The sequence below is a fragment of the Paenibacillus sp. GCM10027627 genome, assembly GCF_042675505.1.
GTDB lineage: Bacteria > Bacillota > Bacilli > Paenibacillales > Paenibacillaceae > Pristimantibacillus.
Genome location: NZ_JBHTHB010000007.1, coordinates 201,041 through 224,890, shown reverse-complemented (window position 1 = coordinate 224,890; position 23,850 = coordinate 201,041). Strand labels below are relative to the sequence as shown.

Annotated in this window: 12 protein-coding genes and 1 rRNA gene; 2 read left to right on the top strand and 11 right to left on the bottom strand. The window is 50.2% G+C overall.

From position 1 onward, the window contains the following. The 5 genes from ACFQZE_RS22070 to ACFQZE_RS22050 form a co-directional block, all read right to left on the bottom strand. Positions 1-89: ribosomal RNA gene (locus tag ACFQZE_RS22070) — 16S ribosomal RNA — on the bottom strand; the annotation flags it as partial. A gap of 433 nt (positions 90-522) precedes the next feature. After that, the gene (gene ligA / locus ACFQZE_RS22065) at positions 523-2,523 is read right to left on the bottom strand and encodes an NAD-dependent DNA ligase LigA (RefSeq protein WP_379361158.1); all 2,001 of its coding nucleotides are present in this window, start codon (positions 2,521-2,523) and stop codon (positions 523-525) included. 96 nt (positions 2,524-2,619) lie between these two features. Further along, positions 2,620-4,962 (bottom strand): DNA helicase PcrA, encoded by a 2,343-nt coding sequence (gene pcrA / locus ACFQZE_RS22060; protein WP_379361139.1) that lies wholly within the window; start codon positions 4,960-4,962, stop codon positions 2,620-2,622. A gap of 146 nt (positions 4,963-5,108) precedes the next feature. Then, positions 5,109-5,807: a heptaprenylglyceryl phosphate synthase gene (gene pcrB, locus ACFQZE_RS22055; RefSeq protein ID WP_379361137.1), complete on the bottom strand. Its 699-nt coding sequence runs from the start codon at positions 5,805-5,807 to the stop codon at positions 5,109-5,111. 193 nt (positions 5,808-6,000) lie between these two features. Next, positions 6,001-8,532: a U32 family peptidase gene (locus ACFQZE_RS22050; RefSeq protein ID WP_379361135.1), complete on the bottom strand. Its 2,532-nt coding sequence runs from the start codon at positions 8,530-8,532 to the stop codon at positions 6,001-6,003. Positions 8,533-8,801: 269 nt separating this feature from the next. Between ACFQZE_RS22050 and ACFQZE_RS22045 the strand changes: the two genes are divergently transcribed. After that, the gene (locus ACFQZE_RS22045; protein WP_379361133.1) at positions 8,802-9,770 is read left to right on the top strand and encodes a sugar phosphate isomerase/epimerase family protein; all 969 of its coding nucleotides are present in this window, start codon (positions 8,802-8,804) and stop codon (positions 9,768-9,770) included. An 88-nt stretch (positions 9,771-9,858) separates the two neighbouring features. On the opposite strand, the gene ACFQZE_RS22040 is transcribed toward ACFQZE_RS22045, so the two are convergent. The 4 genes from ACFQZE_RS22040 to ACFQZE_RS22025 form a co-directional block, all read right to left on the bottom strand. Then, the gene (locus tag ACFQZE_RS22040; protein ID WP_379361131.1) at positions 9,859-10,083 is read right to left on the bottom strand and encodes a hypothetical protein; all 225 of its coding nucleotides are present in this window, start codon (positions 10,081-10,083) and stop codon (positions 9,859-9,861) included. A 279-nt stretch (positions 10,084-10,362) separates the two neighbouring features. Continuing rightward, on the bottom strand, positions 10,363-13,248 hold the full coding sequence (gene uvrA, locus ACFQZE_RS22035) for an excinuclease ABC subunit UvrA (protein ID WP_379361129.1): 2,886 nt from the start codon (positions 13,246-13,248) through the stop codon (positions 10,363-10,365). 12 nt (positions 13,249-13,260) lie between these two features. Further along, positions 13,261-15,270: an excinuclease ABC subunit UvrB gene (gene uvrB / locus ACFQZE_RS22030; RefSeq protein WP_379361156.1), complete on the bottom strand. Its 2,010-nt coding sequence runs from the start codon at positions 15,268-15,270 to the stop codon at positions 13,261-13,263. Positions 15,271-15,527: 257 nt separating this feature from the next. Next, complete coding sequence (locus ACFQZE_RS22025; protein WP_379361127.1) at positions 15,528-16,697, bottom strand: response regulator; 1,170 nt, start codon at positions 16,695-16,697, stop codon at positions 15,528-15,530. Positions 16,698-16,972: 275 nt separating this feature from the next. On the opposite strand from ACFQZE_RS22025, the gene ACFQZE_RS22020 reads away from it, so the two are divergent. After that, positions 16,973-20,869 (top strand): collagen binding domain-containing protein, encoded by a 3,897-nt coding sequence (locus ACFQZE_RS22020; protein ID WP_379361125.1) that lies wholly within the window; start codon positions 16,973-16,975, stop codon positions 20,867-20,869. An 89-nt stretch (positions 20,870-20,958) separates the two neighbouring features. Here the strand turns inward: ACFQZE_RS22020 and ACFQZE_RS22015 are convergent, their stop codons facing one another. Both ACFQZE_RS22015 and ACFQZE_RS22010 read right to left on the bottom strand, forming a co-directional pair. Next, the gene (locus ACFQZE_RS22015) at positions 20,959-22,260 is read right to left on the bottom strand and encodes a serine protease (protein WP_379361123.1); all 1,302 of its coding nucleotides are present in this window, start codon (positions 22,258-22,260) and stop codon (positions 20,959-20,961) included. A gap of 92 nt (positions 22,261-22,352) precedes the next feature. Next, entirely contained in the window at positions 22,353-23,816 is a 1,464-nt protein-coding gene (locus tag ACFQZE_RS22010) for a S41 family peptidase (protein ID WP_379361121.1), read from the bottom strand. Positions 23,817-23,850: the final 34 nt, after the last annotated feature.

Sequence of the window (23,850 nt, the reverse complement as noted above, 5' to 3'; positions counted from 1 at the left end):
ATGCAAGCATCTCTTCAAGTCCGCTCGACTTGCATGTATTAGGCACGCCGCCAGCGTTCGTCCTGAGCCAGGATCAAACTCTCCATAAAAGTGTTTGTTAGCTCATTACTTAACTAGCATGATGTTCTTCACAGCTTAACGCCGTTCAGTTCATCAAATTTTTGTTTGGATTTGACGTGATCCATTTGTTCAGTTTTCAAAGAACTTGCCGCTACAACTTTCATTGTAGCAGTTTGTCACATGTTGTCGTGACAAGATGTTATGTTACCAGCTTCCGTTTCAAGTGTCAAGCGTTTATTTCACATTTGTTTGTGAAGCATTTTGCTTAGCCACAATGTCTCAGAAGCGACAAGAAATAATGTACCACATTGAAAACCAAAATACAACTTGTAGTTTTTTACATTTAGAATAAACACTCTCTTATTACAAAGCACCAATATAAAAGGACTGCTCTAATGCCTGATGTGGGCTTCGAACAATCCTATTTATACAGCTTCCCAGCACTGCTTTTAAATTGTGAGTTTATTCTCCAAGAAGCCGGAGCAATTCCGCTTCATTGTCAATGACGGTAATGCCCAGCTCACGAGCTTTGGTCAGCTTGCTGCCGGCGCTTTCTCCCGCAATAACGAAATCGGTTTTTTTCGAGACGCTTCCCGATATTTTGGCGCCTTGCGCTTCAAGCTTTTTGGCTGCGTCGTCACGCGTCATAGTCGGCAGCGTTCCGGTAAGCACAACTGTTTTCCCGCTAAATACGCTATCTGCCCGAACTACAGCCGGGAGTTCGGCTTCCGCTTTGACCCCGTATGCTCTCATTCGCGAAATGCTTGCCGCCATAATGGGATCGGCAAAATACCCGACAATGCTATCCGCCACAATACCGCCGATGTCCGAAAGACCGACCAACTCTTCTGCGCCTGCATTCATTACGGCGTCCAATCCTCTATAATGATCGGCAAGCATTTTGGTAGTCGCCTTGCCCGTATTTGGAATGCCCAGCGCAAATAAAAATGCGGCGAGATCGCGCTCTTTGGATTTTTCCAATGCATCCAGCAGCTTACGAGCTTTTTTGTCGCCAAATCGGTCAAGCTTGATTAAATCATCATATTGGAGCGCATATAGGTCGGCTGGATCACGCACCTCGCATTCCGAATAAAGCTGCTCCGCAGTCATAATGCTAAAAGATTCGATATCCATAGCATCGCGGGACGCAAAATGAGTAATACGCCCGATGATTTGAGGACGGCATCCCAGCTTATTGTTGCAGAACAAGTGAGCTCCGCGCTGCTCCAGCTCCGTCTCGCATGACGGACAAACGGTTGGAAAAACGATTTCCCCGCCCGGCTCTTCGTCCACCTTGCCCAAAATTTCCGGGATAACGTCATTCGAGCGGCGAATGGACACAAGCGTGCCTAAAGCATGCTTCAAATTTTTTCTTTCAATATCGCCAATATTGTTGAGCGTACAGTTTTGAACGGTTACCCCTGCCAGATCGATCGCTTCGACTCGCGCAACAGGGGTTATTTTGCCGGTACGGCCCACTTCCCATGAAACAGACTCCAGCACTGTAGCCGCTTCCTCCGCCTCAAACTTAAACGCAACAGCCCATCTAGGAAACTTGTCCGTGTAGCCTAACGCTTCCCTAGTTCTCATATCCGTCAGCTTCACTACGGCACCGTCAATTAGAAAATCAAAGGCATGGCGCAGAGCCTCAACCGCCGCAAGCTCGGTTTGCACCTCTTCAATGGTATCCATGTATTTCACGTAAGGATTAACTTTAAATAGATTGTCTTTTAAAAACTGCTGCATTTCCTCGTGTTTCTGAAACGAAACGCCCTCCGAAAAGCCGATGTTGTAAAAAAACGCATCGAGCTTCCGTTCAGCCGTCGTCTGAGGGTTCAAGTTGCGCAGCGCTCCGGCAGCCGCATTGCGGGCATTTTTGAGCGGCTCGGCCGCTGTCTCATTATATTTTGCCAAAGTCGAGAGCCCCATAATGCCTTCTCCCTGCACTTCAATAATGCCATTTTTAAATGGGATGGCAAGCGGAACGGAACGGATGGTCCGAACCTGTGCCAAAATGCCCTCACCGACCGTGCCGTTGCCCCGGGTAGAGGCTTGCTTAAGCTCGCCGTTTTCATAAGTCAAATTCAACGTGAGCCCGTCGAATTTAAGCTCGATGACATAACTTGGAGCCGGCAGCGGCTCTTGATCGGGGTTTTTGGCGTTATAATCGGCAATGGCGCGAAGAACACGGCCATTCCACGCCAGCAAATCTTCTTGATCCTGGGCCTTGTCCAGACTCCATAATCTAGCCCGGTGCCGGTGAGGCTCAAAACCCTTCAACAATTCTCCCCCAACGCGCAAAGTCGGAGAATCGGGAAGCGTTATCGCTTCAGAGGCTTCCAGCGCGACCAGCTCGTCATAAAGCTTGTCATAGTCCGCATCATTTATTTTGGGCGCATCCAAGGTGTAATAGTAGTAATTATGCTCCGTAAGAAGAGCTACCAGCTCCCTCATCCGTTCCATTCCTGCGTTCACGTTACGGCGCCTCCCTCACTATAGTTCAACTTCTTAACGATTATGTTCAACGCAATCGGTCTTCATTCCTCTAGGGCCAACCCTCTACAGCTTTGTAATTGGGGCAAAACCTGCCAGCAGACGCTTAATGCCAACAGGAGCAGGGAATGCGATTTGCAGTTCCATATCGTTGCCTGTACCTTTGACAGATACGATGGTGCCTTCTCCCCACTTGCCATGGGCCACACGATCGCCGGGAGCATAAGAGCCCGTACCTGAGCCTTGAGCTCCCCCCGTGCTTGTCGCTTTGCCAGCGCTTGTTGAGCGTGCCGCATCAAGCGGACTGCTCACGCGGACGCCGCCGCCGCTTGCAGCCGCCGCACGCCCGCTGCCCGCACCGAAGCCCGGCCTTGTTGCCGAGCTTGCAGCACCGCCTCCTCCGCTATAGCCGCGGCCGACCGGCCTGGAATAGCCCCCGCCTCCAGACGAGGCGCCTTCCCGTACATTTTCCGGAATTTCCTCAAGGAAACGGGATGGCATATTCATGCCTGTCCGGCCAAACAACGTGCGCATACGGGCGCAAGTCAAATAAAGCTTCTCTTCCGCGCGGGTAATGCCGACGTAAGCCAATCGTCGCTCTTCCTCCAGCTCCTCGTTGTCAGTCAAAGCTCTGCTGTGAGGGAAAATCGATTCTTCCATGCCAATAATAAACACGACAGGAAACTCCAAGCCTTTCGCACTGTGCATCGTCATGAGAACAACAGCGTCGTTTGCCTTCTCCGTTGCTTCTTCCTCTTTGTTCATCGAGTCAATATCCGCAATAAGAGCTAAATCAGTCAAAAACGCCACAAGCGATCTGTCCTCGTTGCGCTGCTCAAAATCCATCGTGACGGATAGAAACTCGTCTATATTTTCGATGCGGGCTTTCGATTCGAGCGTATTTTCACGTTGCAGCTCCATTCGGTATTGCGACAGCTCAAGCACCTTTTCGGTCAGCTCCGTAACCGTTAAATAATCAACCATTGCCGTCAAATTATAAATGAGGCCATAGAACTCCCCAAGCAGAGCTCTAGTTCTCCCGTTGACCTCTACATCTCCAAGATCGGACAGCACACGGAATATGGACGTCCCTCTGCGTGCGGCTTCCTCTTCCAACTTGCCAACCGTCGTGTCGCCAATTCCGCGTTTTGGAACGTTAATAATTCGGGTTAGGCTAATATCGTCGTCCGGATTGGAAATGAGCCGCAAATAAGCGAGTAAATCTTTAATCTCTTTGCGGTCGTAGAACTTAATGCCCCCTACAATTTGATAAGGGATGTCCGATTTGATCAAAATTTCCTCGATGACGCGGGACTGTGCATTCGTCCGGTAAAGAATTGCATGATCGGTGAAACGACGGCCCTTATTCACGTTTTTGCGGATTTCACCCGTTACAAAATAACCCTCGTCATGCTCGGAATCCGCTTGATATAGCTGAATAAGGTCGCCCGCTCCTTGCTCCGTCCATAGCTTCTTCGGCTTGCGGCTGGTGTTGCGCTTGATGACCGCATTAGCCGCGTCCAGGATGTTCGACGTCGAACGATAGTTTTGCTCCAGCATAATCGCGCTGGCTTCCGGATAGTCGCTTTCAAAATTTAAAATGTTGGTGATATCCGCACCGCGCCACCGGTAAATCGACTGATCGCTGTCGCCGACTACACAAATATTATGATGCTTGTCGGCAAGCATCCGGCAGAGCATATATTGCGCCCGGTTTGTATCCTGATACTCGTCCACATGAATGTAGCGGAACTTGTTTTGGTAAAACTCCAAAACTTCCGGCACTTCCTTGAACAATTGGATCGTCTTCATAATCAGATCGTCAAAATCAAGCGAATTATTGCTTTTGAGCCGCTTCTGGTACATAGTGAATACTTTTGAGACTAAGCCTTCGTAATAATCGCTGCCAGCCTTCTCCTCGTAACGCTGAGGAGTGATCAACTCGTTTTTGGCGCTGCTAATGGAGGCTTGAACAGCCTTTGGCTCGATTTTTTTCGTATCGATATTCAAATCCTTCATGCAGTTTCGAACGACAGAAAGCTGGTCTGAAGAATCAAGAATGGAAAAGTTCGAAGTGTATCCGATCCGGTCGATATCTCTGCGCAAAATTCTGACACACATGGAATGGAAAGTGGATACCCAAATATCTCGTCCGGTAGGGCCGATCAGAGCGCTTACGCGGTCCTGCATCTCCCTTGACGCTTTATTGGTAAAAGTAATCGCGAGGATGCTCCAAGGCGCCACCCGCTTTTTCTCAATTAAATAGGCAATACGGTGGGTAAGCACGCGCGTCTTGCCGCTGCCTGCCCCGGCCATAATAAGCAAAGGCCCATCCGTTGCTTGAACGGCTTCCCGCTGCGGTGGATTGAGCTTCTGCACCGCCTCGTCGATTCCAATATGATTAAACATAATTTAACCCCTTTGTTCGCATTTGTTCGCCTATTCCCAGTTTAGTCAACGAGCCGCCCGCGTGTCAATTTGGGAAAGTGAAACAATCGCATATAAAATGAAAAAGCGGACATGCCCCGCTTCCAAATGGGACTGCCCGCTTCAGTTCAGTTGCGGCTTTGCACGGCTTCTACCGTGGAGAGCGCCGCCGCCAAATCGGTATAAATAATATTGCCTACTACAATAGTATGTGCAGATGCAGCCGCCTGAGCCGCTTTTTCAGCCGAATCGATGCCTCCGCCGTAAAAGAGTCTCGCTTCGGTTACAGCTCCTCTTGCGCTTTTCAGAAGATCCATATCGCCAAATGTTCCGCTGTATTCGATATAGATGACGGGAAGACGCATCAGCCTGTCCGCCATTCGGATATGGGCGATCAGTTCTTCCTCGCCTAGGCCGCATCTTGCACCGGTCAGCTTGGCAGCCGTCGCCTCTTCATTCAAAATGATATATCCTTGGGCAGCCGTTTCTTCCCATGGTACGAATGTGCCGTATTCCCGCAGCCCTTCGATTTGCTTGCCGATAATCCATTCCGGCCTATCCGTATTCAGGACAAGCGGCACAAAATAACCGTCAAAGCCCGGCACGGCCCCATCAAGCGTCGATACTTCAAGCGCACAATCCAGCTCATACCTGCGAACGCGCGACATCAAGTCTACCGTATTGTCAAAAGTTACTCCGCTCGACCCGCCAATTAATATCGCATCTGTCCCGGACATGCAAAGCGCATCCAGCGCCTCGTCCGAAATTTCTTTGTCGGGGTCCAGCTTAAACACATGCCGCCATTGCGAAAACCAATATTGCTTCATTTATGCCAACGCCTCGCTTCTGTACTGTACGATCAAATAATAGCCGTTCATGTACGGCAGCTTTCATATGCCGCATCCCTACTCCTCCTCTATGCTAAGGGAGGTGGGGCAGCGTGTCAAACCCCGCTAATAAACAAAAGGATTGTCCTAAAACCAGACGGCTTTTGGGACAATCCTTGCCTGACGAATAAGCTTATTTCTTAACCAATTGCCCGCGAGTGACGCCGAGTTGGTTCGTTGCCTTCAGGCTTCTCCACACTTGCGTTCCGCTAATGCGTCCATCCAAAGCGTCGCGGTACAGAGCCAGCACTTCGACGACTTTATCGCCGCTCTCCTCCAAAAACTCAACGCGGAAGTTCGTTACGCCTAGCTCGACAAAATTGCGGATATACTCCGCGCCTGATTGCTCGATGGCGTTGTACACCGTATTGCGGCAGCCTTCATCGACGCGCACGGGATGCGACATGCCGATTCGGTCCTGAAGCGATGCGCGTTGTTCCTCGCAAGGACGGCCGCAGTTCGTAAAGTCTGTGCCCTCGCTCATAAATGTACAATAAACGCAATGCTCCGTATGGAACATTGGAAGATGTTGATGAATTACGACTTCAAGCAGAGACGTATCCGCATGCTCCAGCAAATCCACCATCTGCTGAATGTTCAGATCATAAGATGGAGTGATGGTATCGAGTCCCGCTTCGGCAAACAGCTGAACCGCCTTATGGTTGGCCACGTTAAGCGAGAAGTCGCCAATCAGCTTTGGAAACGGCTTGTCCGGATTCGCCGCACGCTCGCGCAAATAGTAATACAGCGCACCCGTGTTGCGGATCAGAACAGCATCCGGCGCCAGCTTCAAAATGTTGGCATGGTAGCCGTTTTCGCCTGGCATATGAATGCGCGGAGTAGCAAGGGCGATAGGAGTGCCCGCCTTGCGAGCCGCTTCCACCGCTGCCGGAAACTGCTTAATAAATTCAAAGTCAGCGTAAATATACGACACATTAGCTTGAATGGCCGCTTCTACCTGCTCCAAGCTGCGGCACAGCGCCGTTAGCTGCGCTTGTTTGCCGTTGCGGCGGGATACTAGCTCCTCGCTCGTGTTCTTATGCGCACTGGCAAAAGTGTCCACTTCACGCTTCACATACTTCGGCGGCTTAGGACGCTCGCCAGCGAGTTGTTCCACCGCTTCGCGACGCAGCCTGTTCAATTCGCGGATCGGCAAAATAACATCGCCTTGCAGTCCTACCTCCAGCTTGTCCAGCTGATAGACGGTACCGCCAAGCCGGCCGAGCTGATCTTCCAATAGAGCCGCATCCATCGGACGCTTTTGCGCCAATTCCAGCGGGAGTTCGGAAACCACTTCAACCGTCGTTCCTTTTTGCACATCGGTCCACCAAGTACGAAGCGGTTCTCCCACCGTTCCCGTCACCCGTACATGCAAAGGGAAGACACGATAGGGCTTTTCCGTTTCGAAAGTAGCCCGAAGCCGCCTGTCCAGCGCAGGGTCGCTCGTTTTCCAAATGCGGTCACCCACATGCACTTTTCTGAGATCGACGTCATTTCGTCCCGCTACGAGTTCAATCAAAGCGCCCTCAGGAGCTTCTCCCTCCAGCTTGACCCCTTGGCGCCTCAAATCGTAAATGCGTCCGCCCTCTTCTTTTTTCGTTGGATCGCCCGCGTCAAATACAATTCCGTCACCGCGTTTGACAGGAGCATCCAACCTTACCGTCACCGCATCGCGCATGACACGCTCGACTTTGCCGAGATACACGCCGCGGCTTTTCGGAAAGGTGCCTTCCACAAGCTGTTTATTGTTTGTTCCGTCCAAAAAGCCGTGCGTAAATCCGCGCGAGAAGCTTTGCTGCAATTCCCGTACGTCTTCTTTCGAAGGCTTGGAGCGGTCTCCGTCAAAATATTTATCGATTTCACGCCGATATTTGCTCACGACGTTCGCGACATATTCAGGGCTCTTCAGCCTGCCCTCAATTTTAAAAGATGTAACGCCTGCTTCAATTAGTTCAGGCACCAGGTCAATGGCCGCCAAATCTTTAGGCGACAACAGATAAGCGACATCGCCCATCGGCTTATGCTCGCCGTCCACCATCAGTTCGTATGGAAGCCTGCAAGCTTGCGCGCATTCGCCGCGGTTTGCCGAACGGCCGCCCCACATTTCCGATGTCAAACATTGTCCCGAATAGGAGACGCATAACGCTCCGTGAACAAACACTTCCATTGGAAGTTTGGCCTGCTCGCCGATTTTGCGAATTTGCTTCAAATTGTTTTCGCGGCCGAGCACGACTCTTTCCATATCAAACGGTTTCGTAAATTCCACCGCTTCCGGCGACGTAATGGTCATTTGCGTCGAGCCGTGAATCGGGAAATCTGGAGACAGCTCCCGAATGAGCTTGACCAGCCCGAGGTCCTGCACGATAACCGCGTCCACTCCCGCATCGATACACATTTCGATCAGTTTCTGCGCGTCTCTCAGCTCGTCCTCAAATACTAGAATATTGAAAGTTAAAAACCCTTTTACGCCATACGAATGAAGAAAAGCCATAATTTCCGGCAGCTCCTCGCTGCGGAAGTTGTTTGCGCGTGCCCGGGCATTAAATTTCTCCACACCAAAAAAAATCGCATCCGCACCGTTCGCTACTGCCGCTCTCATGCAATCCCAATCGCCGGCCGGAGCCAGCAGTTCTATATCCGATCTTGTTAAAGCCGTTGTTTTCATCTATTCGATTCCTCTCATCGCAAGATTAAGGTACGCCTTGCGTCATGTTTCGTTCACTTGCTGAATATTTTGCTTCTATTAGTTTATCAAACGAAAGAGCTTCACACCACCACACATTGCTGCCAGTTTTCCGGCCTCAGCCACTTTTGTCGAATAATTATGCGATTTTGCCAAAATGAAGTTGCACACATCTGTTGCACAATAGGAGATGCTATACTAATGCTGACTTTGATTGTTCATCCACTTTAAATACCGGGAGGTCATTCATTATGAAATTAGGCGTGTTCAGTGTACTGTTTGCACAAAAGCCGTTAGAGGAAGCATTGGACTATATTGCGGCCAAAGGATTGGATGCCGTTGAAATCGGCACCGGCGGATACCCGGGCAACGCCCATTGCGATCCGGACGTGCTGCTTGCCGATGCGGGCAAACTTAAAGCTTTCAAACAAGCGGTGGAATCGCGCGGGCTCATGATCAGCGCCCTCAGCTGCCATGCCAACCCGCTACATCCACAAAAGCCGCTTGCAGCGGAGCATGACTCCATTATTCGCAAAACGATAGAACTTGCAAACCGTTTGGAGGTTGAGGTCGTCAATACGTTTTCCGGTTGTCCCGGCGATCATGAGGATGCGAAATATCCAAACTGGCCGGTCGCCCCTTGGCCGAACGAATATCAAGAAATTTTGAAATGGCAATGGGAACAAAAAGTGATTCCCTATTGGTCTGAAATCGGCTCACTTGCAGAACAATCCGGCGTCAAAATCGGACTTGAGCTGCATGGAGGATTTTCCGTACACTCTCCGGCTACACTGCTTCGTCTTCGCGAAGCGGCAGGCAATGCGATCGGAGCCAATCTGGATCCGAGCCATATGTGGTGGCAGGGCATCGATCCTGTGCAGGCCGTTCATATTTTGGGCCGTGCCGGCGCCATTCACCATTTCCATGCCAAAGATACAACGATAGATCCGGTCAACGTTCATCGTCACGGCGTAACCGACATGCAATCCTATTCGCTTATGCTTGACCGCGCTTGGCAATTCCGTACCGTCGGCTTTGGCCACGATCTCAAGGTATGGGCCGACATTATTAGCGCGCTTCGCCTTGTCGGCTACGACTATGTCGTCAGCATTGAGCATGAGGATGGACTAATGTCGGTTGATGAAGGATTTACAAAAGCGGTTCAAAACCTTCAGCAAGTGCTCATTCGCGAGCCGCTAGGCGATATGTGGTGGGTTTAAATTGACCCAGGACCTTATGCAAAACAGCAAAAAGCACCGCCGGATGAGTCCGGTGGTGCTTTTTGCATCGGTTTTAACCGGCCAATTGTTACTTGACGCGGAATAAACCGATTTCAAAAATCATGACGTAATCGATAAACAGGAACAATCCGAGCGAAACGGCTGTAAAGGCGATAGCAAAAAGATTCTTTTTTGGGCGGGCCATAATAAGCCGAATAAAACCGATCGCGATAATAATCGTAATGACCAGCATAAAAAAGTCAAACGGCTCGTACCCTTTAACCACTTCTGTTGCTTCTTCCGCCAAAAACATGAAGGGACCTCCTTTTAATCACACACGTAACCTATTATTTATCTATGTTAGCTTCTAGATGCCGCCGATGCAAGTCTCAATCCGCAATCGTAACAAGTTTGTCACGTTTTAGTGTTGACTTGCCTCTCTTGCAATCGAATTGAACAACTAAACTTTCCGTAACTTTAAATTGTCCAACTGTTCCCATCTCTATTACTGCTCCACATTTTTCCCGGCAAAAAATCCGCTTGGAGCGAACCTCCCGTTCCTTCTCCAAGCGGACTTACGGCTTATCACCGTTTATTCCGAGGCGCCTGCGCCTACACTTTCCTTGTTTTTGTAGCGCTCTTCCGTACGTACGCGATCCCGCTCCAAAATTGGTTTCAAATAACGGCCGGTATACGATTGCTCCACTTTGATCACTTGCTCCGGCGTTCCGGTAGCGACGATCATGCCGCCTCCGTTGCCGCCCTCCGGTCCCAAATCGATCAAATAATCGGCCGTTTTGATTACGTCCAAATTATGTTCGATAACCAGAACGGATTCACCAGAATCTACCAGACGATGCAGGACCGTAAGCAAACGGTCGATGTCATGCACATGCAGGCCCGTCGTAGGCTCGTCCAAAATATATAGCGTCTTGCCCGTACTGCGGCGGTATAGCTCGGCCGCCAGCTTAACGCGCTGCGCCTCGCCCCCGGAAAGTGTCGTTGCAGGCTGGCCAAGCTTCATATAGCCTAGTCCCACGTCCAGCAGCGTCTGAACTTTGCGGTGTATGCGCGGGATGTTTTCGAAAAATTGACAGCCGTCCTCAATCGTCATTTCCAATACTTCTGCAATGTTTTTGCCTTTGTATTTCACTTCGAGCGTTTCCCTGTTGTAGCGTTTGCCTTTGCAAATTTCGCAAGGGACATACACGTCCGGCAGGAAATGCATCTCGATTTTAATGATGCCGTCGCCTCGGCAAGCTTCGCAGCGGCCGCCTTTGACGTTGAAGCTGAACCTGCCCTTTTTGTAGCCGCGTACCTTCGCTTCATTGGTGTTCGAGTACAAATCGCGAATATCGTCAAAAACACCCGTATAGGTCGCCGGATTGGAACGCGGTGTCCGGCCGATAGGAGACTGGTCAATGTCGATGACCTTCTCTAAATGCTCCAGTCCGCGCATTTCTTTATATTGACCCGGGCGTACCTTTGCTTTGTTCAAATCCCGGGCAAGCGTCTTGTATAAAATTTCGTTGACGAAAGTCGATTTCCCCGAGCCCGAAACGCCAGTTACGGCAGAGAAGACGCCTAGCGGAATTTTGACGTTGACGTTGCGCAGGTTGTTTTCCTTCGCTCCGCGCACCTCTATCCATTTGTCTCCCGTGGAGCGGCGCTCCAGCGGCACTTCAATAAATTTGCGGCCGCTCAAATATTGTCCTGTAAGCGAGTTTTCGTCCTTCATCACTTCTTCAGGCGTGCCTTGAGCAATAATATTGCCGCCGTGTATACCTGCGCCGGGTCCGATATCGATAATAAAATCGGCCGCCATCATCGTATCTTCGTCATGCTCGACGACAATAAGCGTATTGCCCAAATCGCGCATATGCTCCAGCGTGCTGATCAGACGGTCGTTGTCCCGCTGATGCAAGCCAATGCTCGGCTCGTCCAAAATATAAAGCACGCCCATGAGGCTGGAGCCAATCTGCGTAGCAAGCCGGATCCGCTGCGCTTCTCCGCCAGATAAGGTACCCGCCGCGCGGCTCAGACTCAAATATTGCAAGCCGACGTTAACGAGGAAACCGAGACGGCTGTTGATTTCTTTCAAGATGAGGTTCGCAATCGTCCGCTCTTTCTCCGTGAGAACAAGCCCGTCAAAATATTGCTGCGCATCGCCGATCGACAAACCCGTCACATGAGCAATGTTTTGGGAGGCGATCGTCACGGCAAGCGTTTCTTTGCGCAGTCTCTGCCCTTTGCAGCTGCCGCAAGGCTTGGCGCTCATATAATTTTCAATGTGCTCGCGCATCATGTCGGAAGCAGTATCCCGGTATCTGCGCTCCAAATTGTTGACGATGCCTTCAAACGGTACAAAAGCTTCTTTCCGATGGCCAAAATCGTTTTCGTAGAGGAAGCGCACCTTCTCTCCGCCTGTGCCGTAAAGCAGCTTCTTCATTTGCTCCCCGTTCAATTCCGATAGCGGAACGTTTTGCGGGATGCCGTAATGAACGCAGACTGCGCTCAAAAATTGCGGGTAATAATTAGAGGTGCTGCCCGCCCAAGCCAAAAACGCGCCTTCTTCAATTGTTTTGCTATTGTCCGGAACTAGCAATTCCGGGTCGACGATCATTTTGGCGCCGAGTCCGTCGCATTCCGGGCAAGCTCCATACGGGCTGTTAAACGAAAACATTCTCGGAGCCAGCTCTTCGATGCTGAAGCCGCATTCCGGGCAAGCCAAATTGGAGCTGAAAAGCAGCTCTTCCTGGCCAATAACGTCTACGATGACTCGTCCGTCCGCCAGCTTAAGCGCCGTCTCCAAAGAATCGGCAAGACGGGCATGAATATCTTCTTTTATAACAATTCGGTCGATGACCACTTCAATGTTATGTTTTTTGTTTTTTTCCAAGGTGATTCCTTCGCTCAGCTCGCGAAGCTCGCCATTGACGCGAACCCGTACGTAACCTTGTTTCTGAATATCGGCAAGCAGCTTGGTATGCTCGCCTTTCCGTCCCGAAACAAGCGGGGCCAAAATTTGCAGCTTTGTCCGCTCTGGCAACTCCATAATCCGGTCCACCATCTGCTCAACCGTTTGAGATGTAATTTCGATGCCGTGTTCAGGGCAATGCGGCTTGCCTACGCGGGCAAACAAAAGACGCAAATAATCGTAAATTTCCGTAACGGTCCCAACCGTCGAGCGCGGATTTCGGCTTGTTGTTTTCTGGTCGATGGAAATGGCAGGCGACAGGCCATCGATAGAGTCTACATCCGGCTTCTCCATCTGCCCAAGAAATTGGCGGGCATAGGCGCTTAGAGACTCGACATAGCGCCGCTGGCCTTCCGCGTAAATCGTATCAAATGCCAAAGACGATTTGCCGGAGCCACTCAGCCCCGTCAGCACAACAAACTTGTCGCGCGGTATCGTCACGTCGATATTTTTTAAGTTATGGGCGCGGGCGCCCTTTACTACTATTTTATCACTAGCCATCGTAAGATCCCCCTACATTCCCGACTCTGCGCGCAGTTCAAGCAACGCATCACGCAATTCGGCGGCGCGCTCAAACTGCAAGTTTTTCGCCGCATCTTTCATTTCGCTTTCCAGACGCCCGATCAAAGACTGGCGCTCCTTCTTGGACAATTTCCCCGTATCTGCGCCTGTCAAATAATCCGCTTTCTGCTCCGCCACCTTTGTTGCTTCGATGACATCGTGAATCTTTTTGCGAATCGTCTGCGGCTGAACTCCATGCTCTTCATTATATGCAAGCTGAATAGCACGGCGGCGCTCCGTCTCCTTCATGGCCCGGTCCATAGAATCCGTAATCTTGTCGGCATACATAATAACTCTTCCTTCGCTATTGCGGGCCGCGCGGCCAATCGTCTGGATCAAGGAGCGGTCGGAACGTAGGAATCCTTCTTTGTCCGCGTCCAAAATGGCTACCAACGATACTTCCGGCAAGTCGAGTCCCTCTCTAAGCAAGTTAATGCCTACAAGCACATGAAATACGCCAAGCCTTAGGTCCCGCAAAATAGCAAGCCGCTCCAGCGTCTTAATGTCGGAATGCAAGTACCTCACTTTGATGCCGACCTCTTTGAAATAATCGGTTAAATCTTCGGCCATTTTTTTCGTTAGCGTAGTAACGAGCACACGCTCGTCCTTAGCTATACGATCTCTAATTTCATCCAGCAAATCGTCGATCTGCCCTTTTGACGGACGAATATCAATGATGGGATCCACCAATGCCGTCGGTCGAATGATCTGCTCGATCATTGTCGGGCAATGCTCCAATTCATACGGACCCGGAGTAGCGGATACATAGACGAGCTGCTTCGTCTTTTCCTCGAATTCCTCGAATCGAAGCGGCCTGTTGTCCATAGCCGAAGGCAGGCGGAAGCCGTGATTGACCAGCATCTCCTTACGGGCCCGGTCACCGTTGAACATCGCTCTGATCTGCGGAAGCGAAACATGCGACTCGTCGATGACGACCAGCATGTCTTCCGGGAAATAATCCAAAAGCGTATACGGCGTTGCGCCGCGCTCGCGGAACGTAAGCGGTCCGGAGTAGTTTTCAATGCCGGAGCAGAACCCCATCTCCGCCATCATCTCAAGGTCGTAGCGCGTCCGCTGCTCCAGCCGCTGGGCTTCCAGCAGCTTGCCCGCCTCGCGCAGCTCCGCAAGACGCTCCTCCAGCTCTCGCTCTATGTTTACCAAAGCGACCTTCATCGTTTCTTCTTGCGTGACAAAGTGGGATGCCGGGAAAATCGCAATATGGTCTCTCTCCGCCACAATTTCACCGGTGAGTACGTCAATTTCCGAAATTCTCTCGATTTCGTCGCCAAACAGCTCTACTCGAATCGCCCGTTCATTATTGGCTACCGGGAATATTTCCACGATGTCGCCGCGAACGCGGAACGTTCCGCGGGTAAAGCTAATGTCGTTTCTCGCATATTGAATATCGACCAGCTTATGAAGGATGGCATCGCGCGGCTTCTCCATCCCTACCCGCAGCGACAAAACGAGGCTGCCGTATTCCATAGGCGAGCCCAGGCCGTAAATGCAGGATACGCTGGCTACGATAATAACGTCGCGGCGGTCGAACAACGCGCTGGTCGCGGAATGGCGCAGCTTGTCGATCTCGTCGTTGATGCTGGAGTCCTTTTCGATAAAGGTGTCCGTCGACGGAATATACGCTTCGGGCTGATAGTAGTCATAGTAGCTGACAAAGTATTCAACCGCATTATCTGGAAAAAAAGATTTGAACTCGCTGCACAGCTGAGCCGCCAGCGTCTTATTGTGCGCGATTACGAGCGTGGGCCGGTTCAATTCGGCTATGGCATTCGCAATCGTATAGGTTTTGCCCGTTCCCGTCGCGCCCAGCAGCGTCTGATGACGCTTGCCCTGTAGCACGCCTTCGACAATTTGCCTAATAGCCCCAGGCTGATCGCCTTGCGGCTTGTAATCCGATGTTAACTTGAACAACCCTTCGCCTTCCGACTTGCCCTCTGCCCGCACTTCGCTCACCGTCTTTCCTCCTCTTAATTACCCTGTTCCCTATCAATCAGTATGGTCAAAAATGACTTATTCTAGCTTTCAAGCCAAAAACAAGGCTCATAAAGCGATATCCAAATCATTTAATAAGAATATGTGTTCCCATTCCTTCTATTATACCGATAACCCCATCTTGTTGCAATCGTTTCACCATTTACCAAAAGGAATAAGCGCCCCCATTTAGGAACGCTTTTTTACGCCAATTATTAGACTGCCTGTGTTTACTTGCGCCCGACATCCGTTCCGCGCCAGCTCCAATACCACTTTTCCGTCTCTGCGGGAATGGAAAGCCCTAGCTCCTTTTCGAAAATATGTCTCAGCTGGCCGTAGTGAGAAGCCACTTTGTCGGAATGGCCGAGTTGATCGTACAGCTGAAGCAGAATGACTCCCTCTTCTTCATGATAGGGATCCATCCGATGAATCCGCTCGTACATCCTTAGCGCTTGACCGAGACGGTTCTGCTCCAAGTAGCGCGCCGCCAACTTCCTTCCATGCTGCAGCCATAGCTGACGCAGCCGCTCTCTTTCCTGCTCCGCCCAAATATAATCGCAGTCCTGAAAATAGTCTCCTTCATATAATTCAAGCACTCGCTCCAGCTCCGCCGCCCCTTCGGGATAACGTCTTCCCCAAGTCAAAAGATCGCTTTCCCATTGCTCCGCGTCAAATTTGACGTTGCCGAGCTGGAGGATGTAGCCCTCTTGAATGCCCGCATTATGTATCGTGATCTCCATTCCCGACTGCCGAATGCATTGTCTGACTTGATAAATGACGGTGTACAGCTGCGTCATGGCGCGCTTTGACTCAAGCCCCGGAGCAAGCATCTCCATAATGGTCGATTTCAGGACGACCTCTCCCCTGCGATGAAGCAAATAAGCGAACAGTTCCTGCGCTTTCGCCGTTCTCCATTTCGGGATGTCCAAAGACCCTCCCCCCCGCTGAAAACGAATAGTCCCAAAGCCGCATATGCGCTGTTCATCCTGCGACAAATCCGACTTGTCAACCGCTGCCAAATGCCGCCTCCGCTCACCTATGCGCCGGACGGTTTTGGCGACACGCTCCGCCGTATAAGGCTTCAGTAAATAGTCCATCGCATTAAGCTCAAACGCGTTTACAGCATATTCGTCATATGCGGTAACAAAAACAATTTCGGTGTCGGGATATTTCTCCTGAATCAGATTCGCCGCTTGCAAGCCCGATATTTCCGGCATATGAATGTCTAAAAAAACAGCTTCCGGCTTTACTCTATCCAGTTGGTCCAGCGCTTCTTCCGCCGACTGAAAAGCGGTGATATCCAGCCCACCCGGGGCCAACTCCGTCTCCATGACCGATTGCAGCACTCTCTCCAGATGAGCAAGCGCAAGCCTTTCGTCATCTACGATCATCACTTTCATAGGGATGCACCTCGTTTGTTTCTACTATGCTGCATCAAAAGAATCTCTCAATTTTAAATAGAACGACCCTCATCTATTAAAAGTTGCTATGTTTTCTCTTCATTTTACGACAATTTGTTCAGAAAATGTACAGGGACCTCCTTTATACTCTATAATAAGTGGGGGCCAAAATACCTATTCTAGCGGAAAGGTTTGACTACACTACATCTATGAGCATTCATGCACAATAGAATTACAAGCTTTTACGCAACAATTCGAACGGAGGAACATGAAACATGAAAAGAAGAATACTAGCACTAGCCCTCTCGCTAATGCTGATCTTCCAGTACTTCAATTACACGGATGTGCTGAAAGAAGCGGAAGCCGCGGGTGGAACGGATCCAAACCAAGTCCATTTTACAAAAGTGACACTAAAAACCGATACGAACAATCCGACCATCGTCGCAGAAGTAAATGCGTCCGGTCAATCCCAAGTGGACCAAAACTTCGTCATCGATCCTACCAAAGCACTCGTACTGGAATATGATTGGGAACTATTGGATGAGCATCCCTTTAAGACAGGGCATCCCTTCACCTTCCAATTCCCTGACGGTTTCAAAATGAATGCTCCTGCTAACGGTAATCTAAACCAATATGGAACATTCCAGGTTAATCATACAACCAACACGGTCACCATGAATTTTAACGATGATGTAATGGAACTCGGGACTGGCGTGCCGACAATCGGCAAGCTGTTTTTTTGGGTTTACATAGACCAAGCGAAGGTAAACAACGGCGAATCCGAAATTATTCTGATTCCGGGCACAACGCCGATCAAGGTGAAAGTGGGCGGGACGGCACCGACGCCAACTCCTACTCCGACACCAACGCCTACGCCTACTCCGACGGCTACACCGGCCCCGAAGCCAGGCATTACAAAGGATGGAACGCCGGCACAGTCTTTCAACCCAACAGCCGTCAACTGGACTATCAACGTCAACTCCCAAAAAGCAGCCGTTACAAATGCGGTTGTGACAGATGAAATTCCAACTGGATTATCGTTGAGTTCAAGCGACGTCGTCGTAAAAGAAATAAACGCGCAAGGCCAAGAGACAAATCCGACAGGCGCATACACAGTAACTGTAAACGGAAGCACGCTTACCGTTTCTTTAGGTGACATCAGCAGCGCTTTTGTCATTAGATACCAGACATCCGTTGTAGACAACAGTAAAACGTCGTTTACAAACTCGGCTGAATTTACGGGAGGCCATCCCGACTTGCCAAAAACCGCTTCCGATACTGTACCGGTAACTCGCGGACAATTTCTCGACAAAGAAACCGTGAGCTATAACGAGACTACGGAAACGATCTCTTGGAGAATTAAATACAACTTTGGCTTAGAGACGGTTAACAGTCCTGAAATAACGGACCAGTTTAACGATATTCATGAACTGGTGCCAGGGAGTTTGAGAGTCTACGAAGTAGGTACGGTCACGAACAACACCTCCTATACGGGCTTGATCGATGACACCGCAAATTGGACAGCGTCGAACCTGGTTCCTGCGAACAGCAAAAACGGGTTTTTGTTAAGTTATAACAACGGGTCAACGGATAAGGCCTATGTCGTGGAATATCAAACAAAGCTAAAAAGCAATGTATACATCTATGATTATAAAACGATTGTGAACGAAGTCAGTTCCGGCGGCATAAACGACTCCTCTTCACAAGGAGTGCCGCAGCGCTTTTTCCACAAAAACAGCGGCAACTTAAACTATGCGGCTCGTACAATCGACTGGACAGTGGAAATCAACAAAGTCGGCTACAATATTCACAACACCGTCTACAAGGATGATTTCGCCGCAGGATTAAGGCTTGTTCCGGGTTCGCTGCTCGTGAACGGAGCTCCGGTAAACGCTGCGATCGTCACTTATGAGGAAGCTGTTCCCGGCACTGTGACAGGCTTTACGCTAGCGCTTCCGGCCGGAACGACCTACTACGAAGTAAAATACAAAACTAGCTACGATTACGATGTCGATTCTTACGACACATTGAAAACGACATACAACAATAGCGGAAACTTGAAATGGACCGATCCGAATAACGACAACGGCAATAAAACGGACAACAACAACAGCATCGGAGTTAACACGCAAACCCTTAACAACGGATATAAGAACGGATCTTATGACGCTTCCACCAAGAAGATTTCATGGAACGTACTTGTCAATTACGACAGCAAACGGATGACGAATGCCAAGCTGGAGGATACCCTTCAGTCGATTCAAGAACTGGATGCCTCCTCAATCAAAATTTATGAGACAAGCATTTTGGCCAACGGAACAAGAGGACCGCTCGCGGCTACGCCTCTGACGCTAAATACGGATTATACCGTTGCTTATGCAAACAAGAAATTGACAATTCAATTTACAAATGTCATTACTAAACCTTACTTCATTCAATTCCAAACGACTTTGGAAAACAAATTAATCGGTGACGGAGAAGCAACGATCGCCAATAAAGCTATTTTTTCAGCGGACGGCTTTGCGCCAAAAGAAACGAATAGTTCCGTGACAATACCGAATGCAGGGAAATTCATCAGCAAAGCCGGCAATTTCGTCAACAATAATTATCAAGCGGATTGGACCGTAACGCTGAACCTTAGTCAGTCCAACGTGCTCGATGTATCAATCGTGGACAAGCCAAGCGCGAACCAAATCTTATTGAAAAACAGCATTAAGCTTTACAAAGTGTCGGTTTTGGCAAACGGTCAAATCGATCCTGCGAGCAAAACGTTAGTCGCCCCAACCGACTACACGGTTGTTTACAACGCGGATGGCTCATTCGAGGTCAAAATCGCTGAAATCAACCGTGCTCATATTTTGGAGTACTCTACTCTAATCGACGATCAGGATCAAGCTGGCAACGCCAACGTTTCCAATCAGATTGAATTTAAAGGAAACGGAAAAACGGGCGAAACATTATCCGGAGAAACGAACTCGGGGTCTCAACGAAATATTTATCTTCAAGGAGCGGGCGGCAGTGCCGTCAGACCTAAAGGCGATTTGAGCATTAAGAAGATCGATGACGCGTATCCGGGACTCTCTCTGGCAGGAGCCGTATTTGAGCTTCGCAGACCGAACGGCAATGTTAGCCGATCCAATCTCGTGACGGATGCAAACGGATCTATTGTCGTAACGAACTTAACTTATGGTAAATACTTGCTTCACGAAGTTACACCTCCGCCAGGTTATGAGCCGTTGACCGCACCGATTGCGATTACGATTAACTCGGACGAGCATGAGGTCACTGTCAAAAACATTCGGAAAACAGGCAACTTGGCTATTACGAAAGTGGACCAGTTGAATCATTCCATCCTGCTTCCAGGTGCGGAATTCATCCTATACAACGAGAATAAAACCGTTGAAATCGGCAGAATGACGACCGGCACGGATGAAAACGATGCTGCCACTTACGGTAAAGCTGCTATTAACAATCTGCCTTTTGGCAACTACGTATTAAAAGAAGTGAAGCCTCCTACGGGGTATCTCACGATTGGCACAGCTGAATGGGCTATTGAAATTAAGCCAAGTGAAACCAAAACATTAGTAGTGGAAAACATTCAGCAGATGTTCCCTGTTATTACGCCGACACCTAAACCGACGCCTACTCCGACTCCGGTTCCAACACCGGATCCGGGAACGACCGAGGAACCGATAGAGTCCGGCAAGCCGACGCCTACTCCGAAACCGACACCGAAACCTTCCGAAAAGCCGGTGCCGTCGGAGAAGCCAAAGCCGACACCTACTCCTAAGACGGAAACGACGAAGGAAGAAACGCCGGTTGTCGGAGACGTGGATGTGCCTAAAGGCGGCACAACCGATATCGGCACCCCTCCGAAAAACGGATCGATTACGGTAACCCCTAACGGTAAATGGACTTATAAGCCTAAGCCGAACTTTGTAGGGAAAGATAAGTTCTCCGTTGTAGTAACTGACGAGGATGGCAATGAAGAGGAAATTTGGATCGACATCGAAGTAGAGCCTGTTCCTGAGGGCGGCGTCGAAACGTCGCCAGACGTTGACAAACTGCCAAAAACGGGACAAAGCAGCTATACGCTAATGTACTTGCTAGGCGCTGTTTTCATTGTCGGCGGCATTGCGCTTCGTCTGACGCGGGGCAGAAAACGGTCCTAATCCAACCTGCCAAAATCATTAATACAAAAAGGTCTGATCGACTCGGCGAAATGCCGGGAAGATCAGACCTTTTCTGTTTGGCCAAACATTTAACCTTGTATCCGTTCCTTTGCCGCTTCCGCCCGTCCTCTGCGGCTCTCGGCTCTCATGCCCCTCAGCAGCTCAATAAGCGAAGCCGGGCCGCTTGCGGCGTAATAGTTGGCTTGTTCGTCGGGAGCCAAAATAACGCCCAACTGATGATGCTCTCCGGCATATCTGGCGCGCTGGACAAATTTCAGCTCGCCCTCTTTGTTATAAACCTCTAGCTTGCAAAATGCGGAATTGACCGCGAGCGCATCATACAGCTCTTCTTTTGACGCTACGCGAATGCCGTTTGCTTTATAAATAATCTCGCCCGCATGCAGCCCCATCGCCTCGGCGGGAGTTTCGGGGACAATACCCAATATGCGAAGGCCGCGACCGTCATGGACAAACAATGGGGTTCGTCTGGACTCAGCCAGCTTGCTTCTCCAAATGATAGCTTCATGCAATAAAATCGAAGCAATAGCCGCCAGCGGAAGCAAAGCCGGTACAAACCATGCAGCAACCGCCACCACTCCTAAAATGACGCTATAGAGCAAGAGTCCTTTTGCCGCATGCTTCGCTTTGTCACGTGGGAGCATAGACCTCGTCATCTCTGTAAACCCGATGACCATCGGAAGCGCCGCAATGCTCCAGTTCTGCGCCTCCCCTCCTGCAAACAAAGGAGTCCAGGGCAACGTAAACGACATGACCCCGTCTCCGGCTGGAACGAGCAGCAAAAGCGGTACGGGCCAAAAGCCTTGAAGTAAATAACCGCCAACCAGCTTGCCCCGTTTTCCTTCCAAAAATAACGGAGTAGCCAGCTTATCGCCTTGAGCCGATACAAGAAGCGCTTCCGCCAAATGAAGCAGCGCAACAAGAAAGAGCAAACCCGCCGCATCAAGCGACTGAAGCGAAGACGCCAGAGACCCAAGCCAATCTCCCCGCTCCTCCAGAGGGGTAAACCCGATCACCCATTGAAGCAATGCCACAATGCCCGCGCTATAAGCGAAACATAAGTAGCGTACGCGGAAAAGTAAAAGAATAGCAGCAATCGACCATAACCATAGCACCGAAGCAGGGGTAATGCCTGCTCCTATAAATGCGCCGCAAACGGAGACCGCAAGTCCCATCAAAAAACCGACGAGCACCGCTTTTACCGTCAATCTGATCCAGCTATGCAGCTTTACGGCGAATAATTGGCGTTCCATACGGATCTGTCTACTGTACTGAAGAATAATAAACAATATCGCTATATAATAAAAAGGCTGTACGATTAGTTGCAAAGCCGCTTCACCAAGCAGCTGCAGTGTGGCCTGCGCCGTTTCCAATGCGAACACTCCCTTATTCGTTCCTGGTCAAATAAAAAGGGCCGGCTTCATTGAACAGAAGCCAACCCTATTTAATATTCGACACGCTCGCTTTATCTCCTGCCGACCGCTTTGATCGCCTCCAGCAGCTGAGCGTCATTTTCTTTATTTTGAATCCATTTTACAACAGCTTGCTCCAACTTTTGGGCCGTTTTACTATCGATTTCTCCGGTTACAGCAAGCCCATGATCCCCTTGAAAAGCTTTTACAGCCCCCGTGGTCTCCGGCCCATAATAACCGTCCTCCCGCTTCGGCTCATAGCCAAGGCCATGGAGCATAATTTGAGCGCTTCGAACTTGCTCGCTCAAGCTGTCCGGCTTTAATGTCTCTTGCAAATTCATTCTCGCCACGGTATACAGGTCTGGAGGCGCTACTGCCAAATTCGGCGCCACTCCTTTTTTATGAATCCAGTTCCCGTTTGGCGTCAGCCATTTCGCAATCGTCATTTTGACTAGGCTTCCGTCGCCCAGCGCTTTGTTGTAGCTCACTTGCACTGTTCCTTTGCCAAATGACTGCTCTCCGATCACCTTGGCGCCTGCCGCTTCCTGCAACGCTCCGGCCAAAATTTCGGAGGCGCTTGCGCTGCCTTTGTTGGTCAATACGGCAATCGGGTAATCCTTTTGCTTGCCGCCTTTGGCGAGCGTCTTTTCCCTCTTGCCATTTCGATCCTCGACTTGGACGACGACGCTGCCTTCTTTCATCATCAACTGGGAGATTTCGATGACCACAGGCAATACGCCGCCAGGGTTGTTGCGCACATCCAGCACAAGCCCTTTGACTCCTTGCTCCTCCAGCTTGGCAAGCTCTTCCTTGAACCTCTTCGCCGTATTAAGCGAAAATTGTCTGATTTCAATTACGCCTACCCCGTCGGAGCGAAGCGTGCTATAGACCGTTTCGACATCGATATCGTCCCGGATAAGCACAAGCTGTACCGGCTCCGAAAATCCGCTTCTTCTGACAACGAGCTTCGCTTTTGTTCCTTTTGGACCGCGAATTTTGGCGACCGCTTGTCGAAGGCTTAGACCGTCCAGACTTTCACCGTTGACGGAAATCAGCACGTCCTTCGCCAGCAAGCCGGAACGTTCAGCAGGCGAGCCTTTAATCGGAGAAACGACAACAACATTGCCGTTTTCAGTCGTCACTTCCGCCCCGATTCCCGTAAACGAGCCTTCAATCGATTCCGCAAAATGATGGGCCGTCTCCTCTTCCATATAAACGGAATAAGGATCGTCAAGCGCGCTCATCATTCCGCTCACCGCGCCATCAAGCACTTCTTTGCGCTCAACGTCCTCATAATATTTTGTTTCTATCAGCTCCAGCACCGCGTTCAGCTTGGCAAGCTCATCCTCTTTCAGCTTTGTCCCTTTGTCGTCAGAGGACGCTGCTGCGGCTACCGATGCGGATGGATTTTTTTCGCTTGGTTCGATCATCCGATCCGCTACCGTAAGCGTAACAAGTACGGAGGCGAAAATCGACAGCAGCACAAATGCGAATACAGTACGTCCCTTGAAGTACACCCTCGTACACCACCTTCATCATTTTCCAGCGTTC